Genomic DNA, 17,932 nt, shown 5'->3' on the forward strand with positions numbered 1-17,932 from the left:
ATGGATATTTCGCAGCAACAGAGACGTCTGTCGGGTATCCAATGCGCAGGCGGCTTCATTCGGGGCCGCCGTAGCCAGGGCCAGCAATGTAGCGTTACTTTCTGCTACGCCTTGCATGACCTGATTCCAGTATGTTTTTTCTGCGGCCACCTCTCCGGCGAACAAGGTTTCATAGGTACTTACTACGTTTACCCATTGCCGGTAGCTGCTGCCTTTAGCGCCTAATATTTCAGTCACCGGTATGGTATGCCAGGAAGCACCGGTATTTTTTTCTTTTTGCAGATGTGTATAAATAGCTTTCAGGTCGTCGCAGAGCATACGCCAGCTGATCGCATCAATAAGCAGGTGATGGGCCGCGAAATAAATACGCGCGCTGCCATCTTCATACCCTTCTACATATCCTGCCTGCAGCAGCTGCTCACCAGCGAGGTCAAAGTGTTGTTGCCAGTCTGTGAACAGATCCCGGCATGCATCCGGCCCATTCAGCTTCCGGACATCTGCATATTGCAACTGTACCTGTGGCACCTGACCATTGTAATACTGGATGCAGGTATCCTTTGTATCTCCTGTAATGAAACGCAGCCGTAAACTGTCGTGGTAGCTGATCAGCAGTTGTATACTATGTGTCAGCAAGGGCTGGTCCAACACCGGCACCTGTATCAGGAAAGATTGATTCCAGTGATTGCCGGCCGGTAACAAGCCCAGTTCCTGCTGATGGAAGAACCATTGCTGTATCGGTAATAGCGGCACCTCCCCGGTTAACAATCCCTGCTCTGTTTGTAAGCCAATGGTATCGAACACGGTATTGGCTATCACGTGATGATACAGGGCGGCGATGGTTTTATACCGGAAGATATCCTTTACGGTAACGTGAATGCCCGCACGCTGCCGCAACCGGTTAACCAACTGTATGCTTACGATACTATCTCCACCCAACCGGAAGAAATCATCATGCACGCTGATAGTACCTGCATCCAATCCTAATATCTCACCATATATGGCACATATCAGCGCTTCCGTTTCATTGGCCGGCGCCTGGTAATGATCTGTATCTGTCAATACCGGATCGGGTAATGCCTTACGATCCAGTTTACCATTGACCGTCAGCGGGAATGCCTCCAGGTGTACCAGGGTAGCGGGCAACATGTATTCAGGCAGGTATTCGCTCAGGTAAGCACGTAATACATGCGGGTCCAATACTTCACGGGCTACATAATAGCCGGCCAGATACCTGGTGCTGCCATTTGCCTGTTCGCGGGCTATCACTACGGCCTGTTTAATACCCGGATAGGCAGTCAACCTGCTTTCTATTTCGCCCGGTTCTATACGATACCCCCGGATCTTGAGCTGAAAGTCGTTGCGGCCCAGGTATTCCAGGTGACCATCCGGTTGGTATCTTACCAGATCTCCCGTGCGGTACAACCGGTCGTTAGTACCCGCTGTTATTTCCATCGCTGTCCGGAAAGGATTCTCCATAAACCTTTCATTGGTCAGCGTTGGCAGATGCAGGTAGCCACGGGCAATACCCGCGCCACCGATGTACAATTCACCCACGGCGCCCACCGGTACCGGCAACTGGTATTGATCCAGCACATATGCCGTGGTATTGGCAATGGGGCGGCCTATCAGTACTTCCTGCAAGGACGGGCTGCTACAATCATAAAACAGCACATCTACGGATGCCTCCGTAGGCCCGTACAGGTTATGTATCGCTACGTGTGGTAAGTGTGTGTGCACTCCTTTTACCTGCGACAGGAGCAACGCTTCTCCGCTGCAGAAAATATACCTGAGCCCCGCCACTTCCTGCCGCAGCAATGGGTCTTCTTCCAAAGCGGATAAAAATGCGTTCAACATAGACGGTACAAAATGTATGACCGTCACCTGCGCTGCTTGTATTAATCCGGCCAGATAAATACTGTCTTTATGCCCTTCCGGCTGCGCCAGTACAATACCGGCGCCATACCAGTTGGCCCAGAACAACTCCCAAACAGATACGTCAAATACATATGGGGTCTTCTGTAAAATCCGGTCTGTTGCCAGCAAAGGATAAGTATTGTTCATCCACACAATACGGTTCACGATACCCTGATGTTGCAGCATCACGCCTTTAGGATTGCCTGTAGTACCACTGGTATAAATAACATAGGCCAGGTGATGCGCATGGGCCATCGCCACCGGATTCCCGGCCGGGAAAGCCGTCGTCAGGGAGGCCTGCAGACTTACATCATCCAGACTCTCCACCGCCACCGAAGCACCGGCAGTCAGCTGTCGCAACCGGGTTGTATGTTCCCCGGTTGTCAACACTACCTTTGTATCGGTATCAGAGATAATGTAGGCGATTCTATCGTTTGTATAAGCCGGCTCCATGGGCACATAGGCGCCGCCGGCTTTCAGAATACCCAATAATGCCAGCAGCATATAAGGGGAACGCTCCAGACAAACACCGATGAGATCATCCGGCTGAATAGCATACGTTGCCCGCAGATAAGCGGCCAGCTGGTTCGCTCTTTCATTGACTTCCCGGTAAGTCAGTTGCTGCGCTTCATAGATCAACGCTATCTGATCGGGCGTACGTGCCGCCTGTTCCTCAAACAGCTGATGGATGGTTTTATCTGCGGGATATAACTGCGTAGTATCGTTCCAGTTATGTATTAATTCGTGGTACTGTGTTTCATTCAGCCAGGCCAGCCGATGATGCTCCTGTAAAGGATTCGTCAGTACCTGATCCAATAAATTCAGCATACCATCCAATATCTGCTGCATCCTGGTTTTATCGAAAAGCTCACCTGCATATTTCAGGTGACACACGATTTTTCCACCCTGTTCATAGGCGATCAATACCAACGGATAATCCAGTTTTTCTACGGAGGTACGGAGTTGAATATGCAATGCACCGGATGAAATAGCGGTAGCTGACACCGGATAGTTTTCATATATAAACAGACTGCTGAACAGCCGTTCTCCCTGCTGCTGCAACTTTCTTAACCGCACATCACTACGGCTGTTTACCTCATTGATCTGCGACTGCAGCCGCTGTATGACAGCGATCACGCTATCGGTCGTATGCTCCAGGATTACCGGGAGTGTATTGATATATAAACCTACGGATTGCTCCATATCATCTACCGGTATATTACGGCCCGAAACTGTCATACCCGTTACTGTCACCTCACTGTTGCCATATACACTTAACTGCTTATGCCACAGATATTGTAATACCGCATTCAGGGTAACGCCTTCGTGCTTACAAACGGCCTGTAATTGGTGGTAACGCTCATCGGCAATCTCCCAGGTCAGCTCTTCCGGTATCCGGACATGTCTGTAGTCTTGTAAATCAAGCTGCCGTTGTTCCGCTTTCAACAAACTGCTGAGATCTTCTTTCGCCGCGAGCTGTCTGATAGCAGCGTCCCAGTAGGTATAGTTATCCGGGCGGTGTTCCTGCAAATATTGCTGGGCGGCTTCATAACTTTTATCCGGCAGGCAAACAACCGTTTCTTCCTGACACAGCCGCAGGTACACCTCATGTACATACCCCAGTAAAACCGGTACACTCCAGCCATCCAATATCGCATGATGATTACTGAACAAACAGTGATAATGTTGTTCCTCCTGTTTTACCAGATATACCCGAAACAGGTTACCCACAGTAAGATCAAAAGGTACTGCCCTGTCGGCAGTCTGTAAATCCTGCAGGAATTGTTGCCGGTCTGCTGTCGCATGTACTGTGATATCCAGATACCGCCAATCCGGCACACCTGTTTTATCAATGATCTGCACAGGCGTTTCTTCCCAGCCAAAACGCAGGCGCAGGGAAGGGTATTTTTGTTGCGCATATTCCCAGGCAGTTTTCAGATGTGCTACCTGTAACGCATCCCGATACTCCCATTGTAATTGTACATGATAGGCATCATCTACCGCACCCTGACTGATCGCATGGAAAATAAATCCTTCCTGCAAACTGTTGGCCGGATAAATACCGGTAATTTCTTTTTGCACCTGTAACCGGTTGAGATACTCACCGGATACTACGTGGCCTACATCGCTGACCGTGAGATAGCTTCTTTGTACCTGATGCAGGTAAGTAATCATTGCTTCCAGCGCCATCCGTAACTGCACAGATAATTCCGTTAACACCTCTGTTGCCAGATGGCCGGCAAGATGAAACTGCAATGCACCTTTGACAATCCAGCCGTTGATACTGATCATGCCGGGCTGGTGGTTGACCGCAGCAACCGGCAGCCCGCTGTTTTCGCCGGTAATCACCCATTCCGCAGCAGCTGTGGTATGTTGCTGATCCAGTTGTCCCAGGTAGTTAAAGCTAATGGCCGGCAACTCCGACGGCACATATCCCCGGGTTACGCCATAGCCAATACCGTTACGTGGTATGCTGCGCAGATTTTCTTTGACACCTGTTAGTATCGTACCAGGATCACTGCCTGCAGCCTCCAGTATTACCGGGTACAATACCGTAAACCAACCGGTGGTATGTGTAATATCTATGGTGGCCGACAGTTCTTCCCGGCCATGCCCTTCCAGCAAAACAGCATGACTTTCCGCTCCGGTAATGGCCGTCAGCGCGATGGCCAGTGCACTCAGCAATACATCGTTGACAGCGGTATGATACACGGTGTGTATATCGTGCAATAACAGACCAGTATGCTGTTTATCCAGCAAACAGACTGCCTGGCTAACGGTTGCGGCATACCCCGTTTTCAGTACTTCATTATGCTGTACTACCTGGCCTACTTTTGCTGCCCAGTAGCTCGTTTCTTCCAGGGGCTGATGTGCAGCTACAGCGTGTACCCATTGCCGGTAGCTGGTTCCTTTTTTACCCAGTATTACCTGTACGGGAATAGCTGGCAGCAAGGCCGAACTCATCGCGCCAGTATGCACCTCCCGGCTCAGGTAAGTATATATTTGTTGCAGGTCTTCCGTCAGTATACGCCAGCTCACGGTATCCGTCAGCAAATGGTGAAACGCCAGCCAGATACGCGCACTGCCATCCGCATATCCTTCCAGGTAACCAGCGGCTACCAGCGGCCCCTCTGTTAACCGAAAATCCTGTTGCCATTCCGTGAGGTATTGCGGTAGTGCTTCGATCGCCGGTAAATGCCGGATATCCTGGTAATGTACGGTTACCGGCGGCAGCGCTTCGTTGTAATACTGCTGCCAGGCATCCCCCTCCTGACGATAACGCAGCCGTAAACTATCATGGTAGCTGATTAATTTCTGTATACTTTGTTGCAGTATCGTCTGATCCAATACCGGCACCCGGATCAGGAACGACTGGTTCCAGTGATGGGCAGCCGGCAACATACCTGCTGCCTGCTGATCAAAGAACCAGCGTTGTACCGGCAACATGTCTACGGCACCGGTAAGCCATCCCTGCTCTGCCTGGATTTCCGCTACCGGCGCTCCCTGCCGGGAATTGATATGCTGAGCCAGCGCCGCAATCGTCCGGCAACGGAAAATATCCTTTACAGTAACGTGCAGGCCTGCACGTTGCCGCAACCGGCTCACCAATTGTATACTGATAATACTATCTCCCCCTAACCGGAAAAAGTCGTCGTTAATACTGATCTTATCTGCATCCAGCCACAGCACTTCTCCGTAGAGGATACACAGTTGTTTTTCTGTAGCATCTTCCGGTGGCGTATAATCCACCTGATCTGTAAACACCGGCTCCGGCAGGGCACGGCGATCCAGTTTACCATTGGGGGTCAACGGCCATGTTTCCAGGTATATCAATACTGCCGGTATCATGTACTCCGGTAAACAAGTACCCAGATAAGACAACAGCGCTGCTTGATCTGGTGCAGTGGCCGCAGTATAATAGGCCACCAGGTATTTGCTGCTACCTGTAGTCTGTGTTTTGGCGATGACCACCGCCTGTTTAATACCAGCATAGGCCATCAGCCGGTTTTCTATTTCGCCCGGCTCAATACGGTAACCGCGGATCTTCACCTGGAAGTCGTTACGACCAATATATTCCAGGTTACCATCCGGCAGGTATCTCACCAGATCACCGGTTTTATATAAACAACTATTGGCATCTTCTTCCCTTTCTGCCGCCGTACGGAAAGGATTAGGGATAAACCTTTCCCGGGTTAAATCCGGTTGATGTAAATAACCGTTGGCTACCCCATCGCCGCCAATGTATAATTCTCCGATCGCGCCGGGAGGTACCGGTATCTGGCGGGCATCCAGTACATACGCCGTGGTATTGGCTATCGGACGACCAATAGGCACCGTACCAGCCGGCAATAAGGCAGGATGACAGGCAAAGGCAGTGGCAAACGTTGTAGACTCCGTAGGGCCGTATACGTGAGACAGCTTCACCGTTTCATATGCATGCAGGAAAGTGGTTACATGATTAACAGATACCTGCTCGCCACCGAATAAAACATGTTTCAGCTGTTTGATACCAGAGAGACGTTCCTGTACGATCGTATTAAACAATGCTGTTGTAATAAAGAAAACCGACACCTGATACCGGTGCAGGTATATATTCAGACGTTCCGGGTCCAGCAAGGCATTGCTATCCGGAATCACCAGTGTAGCACCATTCAGCAGGGCACCGAAAATATCAAATACCGATCCGTCAAATGAGAAATTGGATAAACTCAATATGTTATCTTCCGGTGTCAGGGTGATGTAATTGGTATTTTTCACCAACCGGCTTACATTACGATGTGCGACCATCACCCCCTTGGGTAATCCTGTTGTACCGCTGGTATAGATGACATAAGCGAGATGGCTTGCCTGGTTATGCTGTGCAGGATTTTCCACCGGATAAACGGATGATAAAATAGTTTGCAGGAAACCATTGTCAATACTTTCCACGGCAATTTTATCAGTGGCAGTCAGCTCTCCTAACATCGCCGCATATACGGTGTTGGTGAGTACCACCTTTGTCTGGATATCTGACAGGATATACCGGATACGGTCTTCCGGATATTCCGGATCTACCGGCACATAAGCGCCACCTGCTTTCAGGATAGCCAATATAGCTACGATCATCTCAACAGATCGGTTCATACATAGTCCGATCCGGTCGTCGGGCCGGATGGCATACGTATTCGTCAGATAGGCCGCCAGTTGATTGGCCTTCTCATTCAGTAACCGGTAAGTCAGTTGTCCTCTTTCGTCTATACAGGCAATATTATCCGGCGTTTGCAGCACCTGCTCTTCAAACAGCTGCTGGATGGTTTTATCTTGCGGATATACCTGTGCCGTTGCATTCCATTCATGAATAACCTGTTGGTATTGCAATGGTGTCAGGAAAGACAAGGCATCAGCCCTCACAGCTGCGTGCACACTTAGTTGTTCCAGCAGCAATACCATCCCTTCCAGCACCTGTTGTATCATGGCTTCGCTGAAAAGTTCACCGGCATATTTCAAACGTAAGGTGATGACATCTCCCCGCTCATATGCCACCAGTGCCAGTGGGTAGTCCAGCTTCTCCACGGATCCTTCAAAAACAACACCCAGGTTAGCCGCTTTATTCTCTGCCGGCAACGGATAATTCTCATAGATAAACAAGCTGTTGAATAGCCGTTCTCCGTGCTGTTGTAATCTGCCCAGATTGATATCACTACGGCTATTGGCTTCATTAATATGATTTTGTAAAGTCCGGATAGTATCCAGTATTGTGTTATCCGCATGTTCCAGCATCACCGGTAAGGTATTGATGAATAACCCTACTGCTGCTTCAATATGGTCTACCGGAATGTTACGACCGGATACTGTCATCCCTACTACGGTAGTATTGTTATGTCCGTACAGACTTAGCTGCTTATGCCACAGATACTGCAAGACGGCATTTATGGTCACACCGTTTGCCGTGCAATAGTTTTTCAGCTGTTCATACAGCTTGTCTTTAATCGTCACAGTCGACTCTGCCGGCGACAGGATATGCCGGTAGTCAGACAGGATCACCATGCGTTGTTCCGGCCTCAGCAAACTACTCAGGTCTTCTTTCGCTGATAGTTGCCCTACGTAGTCTTCCCAATAAGCGATATGATCTGAACGATGTTGCTGCAAGTATTGCTGTGCAGCCACATAGCTGTTTTCCGGCACTACAGATACGGTATCGCCTGTACGTAAACGGTTATATGCGGTATGAATAAAATCAAACAACACCGGCATACTCCATCCATCGAGAATAGCGTGATGATGGCTGAATATACAATGGTAACGATCTTCCTGCAGCTTCACTACATATATCCGGAACAGGTTTCCGGCAGACAAGTCAAAGGTTTCTTTCCGGTCGATGGCTGCCAGCTGCCGTACATAATCTTCCTGTGCTGCGGCCGGCAAGTCACTGATATCTGCGTAACGCCAATCCAGTATGCCGGTTTTATCCACCACCTGTACGAGCGCTTCTTCCCAGCTAAACCGGAGCCGCAGGGCACTGTATTTTTCCTGTGCCCCCTGCCATGCTGCCTTCATTTTTTCTACCTCCAGTGCATGCTGATATATCCACCTTACCTGCACACTATAGGCGTCGTCTATCTCTCCCTGGTTCAGGGCATGGTAAATAAACCCTTCCTGCAGACTGTTGGCCAGATATACCCCTTCAATATCACGATTGGCTTGTATGCGGTTTAGATAAGCAGTACCGATAACCTGTGCGGTATCACTCGCTGTCAGGTAATGCCGGCGGCATTGCAACAAGCAGGTGATCATCTGTTGCAAGGCAGCCTGGTAAGCGGTTGCCAGCACCTGCAAATGAGCGGCTGCCATGCGGCCTCCGAGACTTACCTGCAATACCCCCTCCACGATCCAGCTGTTGATCAGCAATACGGCCGGTAACTGATTCAATGGAGACACCGTTATCCCGCTGTGTTCCTGTACAATATGCCATGCATCAGGGGTAATTGCTGCCGGCTTATCAAATTGTCCCAGGTAGTTAAAGCTGATCACCGGTAATGCACTGCCCTCGTAACCGAATAAGGCGCCATAGCCAATACCATTATGTGGAATGGCCCGTAAACCTTCTTTTACGTTTGCCAGTATTTCGCCCGGATGTTCCCCTGTTGCTGTGAGTACCACAGGATACATGGTGGTAAACCAACCGGTCGTATGCGACAGATCTATGTTATCTGCCAAAGCTTCGCGGCCATGTCCTTCCAGTAAAATAGGATGCCCCGTACGGCCTGTCAGCTGTGATAACGCAATAGACAATGCCGATAATAACACATCCTGTACGTTGGTCTGATAAACCGTATGGATATCCCGTAATAACCTGCCCGTATCTGCCGCATCCAGGGATAGACTGGTCGTAGATTCCTGGTTGGAAGACAATGCCCGGATCGTAGTATTGCTTTCCGTCATTCCCTGTATTACCTGCAGCCAATACGATTTCTCCGTGGCGGTTTCTTTTGCAAACAGGGTATCATAATCATTTACGACGTGTACCCATTGCCGGTAGCTACTGCCTTTGGCACCCAATAATTGCCGGATACCGGCGGAGCTATCTTCCTCCTGCCGGGTACCTTGCTCCAGCAGGTAAGCATATATTTTCTCCAGATCTCCACTGAGAATACGCCAGCTCACGGTATCAATCAGTAAGTGATGTGCAGCAAACCAGATCCTGGCACTGCCGTCTTCATATCCTTCCAGGTAACCGGCCTGCCACAATGGACCAGCGAAGAGATCGAAGCTATTTTGCCAGGTGGTTAAAATAACCGGCAATGCTGCTGTATCCGGAAGCGTACGGATATCCAGGTAATTTAATGGCAACACGGTTACATCACCGCTGTAATATTGTAGATAGGACGCAGTGGTATCCTGAGCAGTATAACGTAACCGGAGGCTATCGTGGTAACGTACCAGTTCCGCTATACTTTGTTCCAGCAGCGTTTTATCCAATACCGGTACCCGGATCAGGAAAGACTGATTCCAATGATGTCGGGCCGGAAACAGTCCCTGGTCTGCCTGCTGGAAGAACCACTGCTGCACCGGCAGCAGTCCCAGTACGCCCGTTAACAATCCTTGTTCTGTTTGCAATACCGGAGCCGCTGTTAATGCATGCTCCCGGATATACCGGTAGAGAGCAGCGATGGTACGATACCGGAAAATATCTTTTACGGTAACGCGCATGCCAGTACGTAGCCGCAAACGGTTTACCAGTTGAATACTGACAATACTATCGCCTCCCAGGTTAAAGAAATCATCCTGCATTCCTATGCTATCAGCTTCCAATCCCAGCACTTCTGCATACACCGCACATATCTGCCGGGCAATATCATCTGCAGGCGCTTCATATTGCTCATAGGCTGCCGGTAATGGAACGGGCAACGCCTGTCGATCCAGCTTACCATTCACCGTCAGCGGTAGTTTATCCAGGTGTATCCATATTGCCGGTATCATGTATTCCGGCAGATAGGTACTTAAATAGGTCCGTATTTCCTGCTCTTCCAGGGGAGTAGCCGATACGTAATAGCCAGCCAGGTATTTTCCACCACCAGTGGCCGCCTCACGCGCCATCACCACCGCTTGTTCTACACCCGGGTAAGTTAATATCCGGCTTTCAATCTCCCCGGTTTCAATGCGGTAGCCCCTTATTTTAATCTGCGCATCATTCCGGCCCACATACTCCAGATTACCATCCGGCAGGTATCTCACCAGATCGCCTGTCTTATACAAAAGGGCATGAATACCCTGTGCTTTTTCTGCTGCTGTCCGGAATGGATTAACAACAAAGGCAGCAGCGGTTTGTTCCGGTAAATGCAGATAGCCTCTTGCTACGCCGGCACCACCGATATACAGCTCACCGATTGCCCCTGGCGGAACGGGACGTTGCTGTGCATCGAGTACATATAATGCAGCATTGGCAATAGGCCGGCCAATATTGGCCGCATTACCACTCTCCCGGTAACGGTGCCACGTGGTACATACCGTTGCCTCTGTAGGGCCGTATTCGTTGATAATTTCACCTTCAAAAGAAAGATCACGCAGATCCGGTAATGATTCTCCACCTGTGAAAATCAGTTTCAGGGAAGGATTTTGCCGGATAAACAAGGTGAGTAATGCCGGTGGAATAAACGATACGGCAATGTTATGTTCCCGGATATAAACAGCCAGGTCTTCCGGTGAAGTCCGGATATCATCTCCATACAAATACAAACTATTGCCATTACATAACGCCGGGAAAGCTTCATATACAAAGGCGTCAAACACGTAATTAGAATAACAGCCAATGTGTTGGTATTGATCCAGCTGATGCAGCGGTATCAATTCCTGTATCAGGTTCACCACTCCCTGATGCGGCACCATCACGCCTTTCGGATAACCAGTGGTACCACTGGTATAAATAATATAGGCGAGATGTTCCGCAGTAGCGGTATACGCCGGATCGGCCGTTGTATAACTGCTATACTGTTCCTCCTGATCTACTGCAGCCATTGCGATACCGGTAGTAAGCGCCTGCAGTGTTGTTATATACGTGGTATTGGTCAATACCACCTGCGCATCGGTATCTTTTATGATAAATATTTTTCGCTCTTCCGGATATCCCGGATCTATCGGCACATAAGCACCGCCGGCTTTCAATACCGCCAATACGGCCACTACTAAGTCAGGGGAACGATCCAGACACAATACCACCGGTACATCCGGCCCCACTTCATGCTGTTGGATCAGCCAGGCCGCCAATTGGTTGGCGCGTGCATTCAAGGCAGCATAGGTTAGCTGTATATTTTTGTATATCAACGCCGGCTGATCAGGTGTACGCAACACCTGCGCGGCAAATAACTGCTGAATGGTTTGGGTCTTCGGATATGCTTTACGCGTTGCATTCCATGTATGAATGATCTGCTGATACTGCGTTTCATCCAGGTAAGATAACTGATCCGTAGTGATGGTAGCATCTGCCAGTAACTGATCCAGTAAGGCTATCATCCCCTTCAACAACTGCTGGATCGTTGCCTCCGCAAATAGTTCACCGGCATATTTCAACCGTATCACAACGGTTGCATCCCGCTCATAGGCTACTACCACCAACGGGTAGTCCAGCTTTTCCACCGACTCCCTGAAAACGGCCTGTATGCTGTCATTACCGGAACTACCGGTTGCTACAGGATAGTTTTCATATACAAACAGGCTGTTAAACAACCGGGCGCCCCGTTGTTGTACTTTAGCCAGACTCACATTACTGCGGCTGCTGACATCATTGATATGTTGCTGCAATTCCCCGATGGCGTCCACCACCCTGTTCTTCCGATGCTCATAGATGACCGGCAGCGTATTGATATATAAACCTACAGATTGTTCAATATCATCTACCGGCAGCTGGCGCCCGGAAACCACCATACCCGTTACCGTTAGTGCACTATTCCCATACACCTGCAGTTGCAGGTGCCACAGATATTGCAGTACAGCATTCAAGGTAAAACCATGGTCGGTGCAGTATGTTTTCAACCGATGATAACGCGCTGCCTCAATTGGCAGCGACAACGCCGCCGGCAACAACATATGCCGGTAATCTCCCAGCGCGATGCTTCGTTGGGAAGATAATAACAAACTACTCAGGTCTTCCCGTTCTGTTATTGCTCCGGTATACTGTTCCCAGTAAGTGTAATGATCTGACCGATGCTGATACTGGTATTGCTGGGCAGTCATATAACTATGTTCCTGCTCCGACGTATGGGTCTGGCCGGTACTTAACTGCCGGTAAACATCATGCACATACGATAATAACACCGGTAAACTCCAGCCATCCAATATGGCATGATGATGACTGAACAAGCAGTAATAATGATTGGCCGTTGCTTTTACCAGGTATATCCGGAACAGGTTACCAGCTGCCAGGTCAAAACTTTCTTTTCTGTCTGCCTCAGACAGCTCCTCAAAATATGCTTCCTGCGCCGGCCGCGTTAAAGCAGTTGCATCGCTATAACGCCAGTCAGGTGTACCAGAGCGGTCTATCACCTGTAACAACGTCGTTTCCTCCCAGTCGAAACGCAGTCGCAACGCGCTATACCGGTGCTGTGCCTGTGCCCATGCCTGTCGTAGTTTATCTACTGCCAGTGCCTGCGGATATTCCCATTTCAACTGTACATGATAGGCATCATCCACATCACCCTGTTTGAGTGCGTGATAAATAAACCCTTCCTGTAAACTGTTGGCCGGATATACACCCACTATTTCTTTTGCTGCCTGTAACCGGTGTAAACAGGCAGCAGCTACCACATGATCCGTATCACTCACTGTCAGGTAACTACGCGGCGCTTCCTTCAGCTCATCCAGTAATGCCGTGAGTGCTTGCTGATAACCGGCTGCCAGTGCTTCCAGGACATCCTGGTTAACACCACCGGCCATACTGCATTCCAGTTTACCGCCTATCATCCAGCTGTTGATATGGAGGTTGCGGTTGTCTGTATTTTCAGCAGCAATGGTAGTACCGCTGTGTTCATTGGTGATGCGCCATACTGCTGCTGTTGCGGCATCCTGCTGATCAAATTGTCCCAGGTAGTTGAAGCGGATACAAGGCAATTCCGTATGCACATAACCCAGTAATGCCCCGTAACCGATTCCTTTGTGCGGCACTGCCCGCAACATCTCTTTTACGCGGATCAGTGTTTCCGACGGATGACCGTTTGCTGTTACCAATACAATCGGATATACGGCCGTAAACCAACCGGTTGTACGGGTAACATCAATGGTGGTACTCAGCTCCTCGCGGCCATGCCCTTCCAGGAGCAGGTGGTGAGCATCCTGCCCCGTGACAGCCGACAACGCGATACTTAACGCACTTAATAATACATCTTCTGCAGTCGTGTTATACACCTGATGGCATTGCTGCAATAACAGCCGGGTATGTTCATTGCTCAATGACCAGCCTTGCTGATAGTAATCACCGGTATATTGTTGCCAGCTGGTATTACTATCATGCACCCCTTCTACTACTTGCTCCCAGTACGCCCGTTCCGCTGTATGTCCGGCGGTAATACCTGCGTAGCTATGTATAACGTTTACCCATTGACGATAGCTACTGCCTTTATCACCCAAAATACGCCGGGCTGGTATATGGGCCAGCGCAGCTTTATCGCCTTTATTGTTATGCCATGCCTCGTGGAGGTAATGATATATTTTTTCCAGATCAGCTGTGAGTATCCGCCAGCTAACCGTATCTGTCAGCAGGTGATGCATGGCAAAAAATATCCTGGCACTGCCATCCGGATATCCTGTTATATACCCAGGCTGCAACAACTTATCACCCAGGATATCAAAATCCTGTTGCCAGCGCGTAAGCATAGCCGACAGCACTGCCGGATCAGCGGGATCTATGGTAGCTTCCTGCAGCGATACCGTAATATCGGCCGTGTAAGACTGTATGTAGCTGCCGGTGACAGGATCTTTCCGGTAGCGTAAACGCAGACTGTCATGATAACTGAGCAGGATAGCTATACTATATTCCAGCAATACTTTATCCAGCTCCGGCACCCGGATGAGGAAAGCATGATTCCAATGATGAGCGGCCGGCAATTGCCCATTATTCACCTGTTCAAAAAACAAGGCCTGTATCGGTAACAGTGGCAACGTATCCCTGAGTACACCTTGCTCCGCATCAATAAGATGCTCCTGCGTTGCTGTTGCAATAACAGCCCGGTACAGTGTTGCGATGGTTCTATATCTGAAAATATCCTTAATACTTACCTGCACGCCTAAACGTTGCCGGATACGGCCGGCCAGCTGTATACTGACAATACTATCTCCACCTGAACGGAAAAAGTCGTCGTGTACGCTTACCTTATCTGCCGCCAGGCCCAGCACTTCGCCATAAATAGCACATAATATAGCTTCTGTTTCATTCTGCGGCGCCTGGTAAGTGGTTTGATCTGTTAATACCGGTACCGGCAATGCAGCACGATCTACTTTCCCATTCACGGTCAGCGGCAATTGATGCAGGTGCACCAATACGGCCGGTATCATGTATTCGGGCAGGTGCATCCCTAAGTAAGTCAACATCGCCGGCTCATCCAACGTGGTGGTAGATACATAATAACCCACCAGGTATTTTCCGCCACCAGTAGCTGACTCCCGAGCTACGACTACTCCCTGTTCCACATCCGGATAAGTGGCCAGCCTGCTTTCAATTTCTCCGGTTTCAATGCGGTAGCCTCTTATTTTAATTTGCGCATCATTCCTGCCCGCATACTCCAAACTACCATCCGGCAGGTATCTCACCAGATCGCCTGTCTTATACAAACGGGCATGGATACCCTGTGTTTTTTCTGCTGCTGTCCGGAATGGGTTGTCGATAAAGGAAGCAGCAGTTTGTTCCGGCAAATGCAGGTAGCCCCGTGCTACACCGGCACCCCCGATATATAATTCCCCGATGGCACCCGGCGGAACAGGTAGCTGTTGCGCATCCAGTACATACAAGACTGCATTGGCAATAGGCCTGCCAATATTGGCCGCATTACCACTCTCCCGGTAACGGTGCCACGTGGTACATACGGTTGCTTCCGTAGGACCATATTCGTTAATGATTTCTCCTTCAAAAGCATAGTCACGCAGATCAGGTAATGACTCTCCTCCGGTGAAAATCAATGCCAGCGAAGGATTTTGCCGGATAAACAGTTGCAGTAATGCCGGTGGAATAAATGATACAGCAATATTGTGCTCCCGGATATAAACGGCCAGGTCTTCCGGTGAAGTCCGGATATCATCTCCATACAAATACAAACTATTGCCATTACATAATGCCGGGAAAGCCTCATATACAAAGGCGTCGAACACATAGTTGGAATAGCAGCCAATATGTTTATAGGTATTCAGCTGATGCAACGGTATCAGTTCCTGCATCAGGTTTACCACCCCCCTGTGTGGCACCATCACTCCTTTAGGATAACCCGTGGTGCCGCTGGTGTAAATAATATAGGCGAGATGATCAGCAGTAGCGATATACGCCGGATCAGCTGTTTCATAAGTCGCATATTGCGCTTCCTCATCTACCGCAGCAATGGCAATATGGGTTGCAAGCTGTTGCAGGTGGGTAACCTGAGAGGCGTTGGTTAACACCACCTGTGTACCGGTATCCTGTATGATAAATACTTTTCGTTCTTCCGGATATCCCGGATCTACCGGCACATAGGTGCCACCTGCCTTCAATACGGCCAATACAGCCACCACTAAATCCAGCGAACGATCCAGGCATAATACGACCGGCACATCAGGTCCCACGCCATGTTGTTGGATCAGGTAAGCTGCCAGCTGATTGGCGCGTACATTCAAGGCAGCATAGGTCAGTTGTGTTGCTTTGTATATCAATGCCGGCTGATCGGGTGTACGTAAAACCTGTGCCGCAAATAGCTGATGAATGGTTTGTGTATCCGGATAGGCTTTAGCTGTGGCATTCCATTGCTGCATCACCTGCACATACTGGGTGGCATCCAGGTAAGATAACTGACCTGTTTCAATATCCGGCTCTTCCAACAGTTGGTCCAGCAGGGTAATCATGCCGTCCAGCAATTGTTGTATACGCGCGGCAGCAAATAAAGTACGGGCATATTTCAACCGTACTACCACTTCTTCATTCCGCTCAAAGGCCACTACTGCCAGTGGATAATCCAGTTTCTCCACGGCGCCTTTGAAAACAAACGACAAGGTATTCCGGGCCGCATCCGGCACCGGATAGTTTTCATAAATAAACAGGCTGTTAAACAATCGTTCGCCATCCCGTTGCAGTTTACGCAAACTAACATTGCTCCGGCTATTCATGTCATTAACATGGGCCTGCAATGCGCTGATGTGATCCGTCAGGCGGCCGGATTTATGTGCTACAATAACCGGAAGGGTATTGATAAATAAGCCGACGGACTGCTCCAGATCGTCTATCGGCAGCCCTCTGCCAGACACGGTTACGCCCACAACGGTGGTGGGGGTATTTTCGTATATGCTTAACTGTTTATGCCACAGGTACAGTAATACGGCATTCACCGTAACACCCTGTGAAGAACAGTATGTTTTCAGTTGTTGATAACGTGCTCCTGCAATTCCGACGGACAAAGCATCTTCTGTCTGCAAATCCCGATAATCCGGACGTAACAGCTGGCGCTTATCCGGGAGCAACAAACTGCTCAGGTCTTCTTTAGGCAGATCCTGATCGATATACCGGGTCCAGAAGGCCTCCTGCTCCAATGCATGTTGCTTCAGGTATTGCTGCGCCTGGATATAACTGTTCTCTGGTTGTACCATCACCGGCTGTCCGGCCTGTAACCGGCCATACACCTGATGTACAAATGCCAGCAATACCGGAATACTCCAACCGTCCAGTATGGCATGGTGATAACTGAACATACATTGATACAGGCGGTCTGTCCGTTTCACCAGGTAAATCCGGAACAGGTTACCTGCTGCCAGGTCAAAGGCAGTAGCACGGTCGGTTACAGCCAACTGCGCAATATATGCCTCCTGTGCGGCAACGGTTTGTTCGCTGATATCTGCATCATACCAATTGACTGTGCTATGTTTATCAATCACCTGCACCAATGCTTCATCCCAGGCAAAGCGAAGCCGTAGCGCGCTATACTGTTGCTGCGCTGATTGCCATGCCTGTTGCAAATGCGCCACATGAAGCTCATCCTGATATTCCCAGTTCAGCTGTACCTGATAGGCATCACCACCAGCTCCCTGATGCAGGGCGTGATAGATGAAACCTTCCTGCAGGCTGTTCACCGGATACACGCCCGTAATTTCTCCTGCAACCTGCAGCCGATCCAGGTATTCCGTGGAAACAAAACCACCTGTATCACTTACGGTCAGATAACTACGCTGTGCACTGCTCAGATGCGTAATAACAGCTTCCAGTGCCTGGCGGTAATGATTAGCCAGCTCCGATAATTCAGTGGCCGCCAGCCGCCCGGAAAACGAGAGGTGTAACTGCCCGTCTATTACCCAACCGGTAATCATCAGCAAATGTGCG

General features: G+C 49.6%; 1 protein-coding gene (running past both ends of the window). It reads right to left on the reverse strand.

The whole window is internal to a non-ribosomal peptide synthase/polyketide synthase gene (locus OL444_RS24745) on the reverse strand: the coding sequence, 89,850 nt in all, runs 55,158 nt past the left edge and 16,760 nt past the right edge, and what appears here is coding positions 16,761–34,692 (codon 5,587, partial, through codon 11,564, complete); the first complete codon in reading order (the gene reads right to left) occupies positions 17,929 to 17,931. The start codon and the stop codon both lie outside this window.

It is taken from the genome of Chitinophaga nivalis (assembly GCF_025989125.1).
In the GTDB taxonomy this organism is placed as follows: Bacteria; Bacteroidota; Bacteroidia; order Chitinophagales; family Chitinophagaceae; genus Chitinophaga; species Chitinophaga nivalis.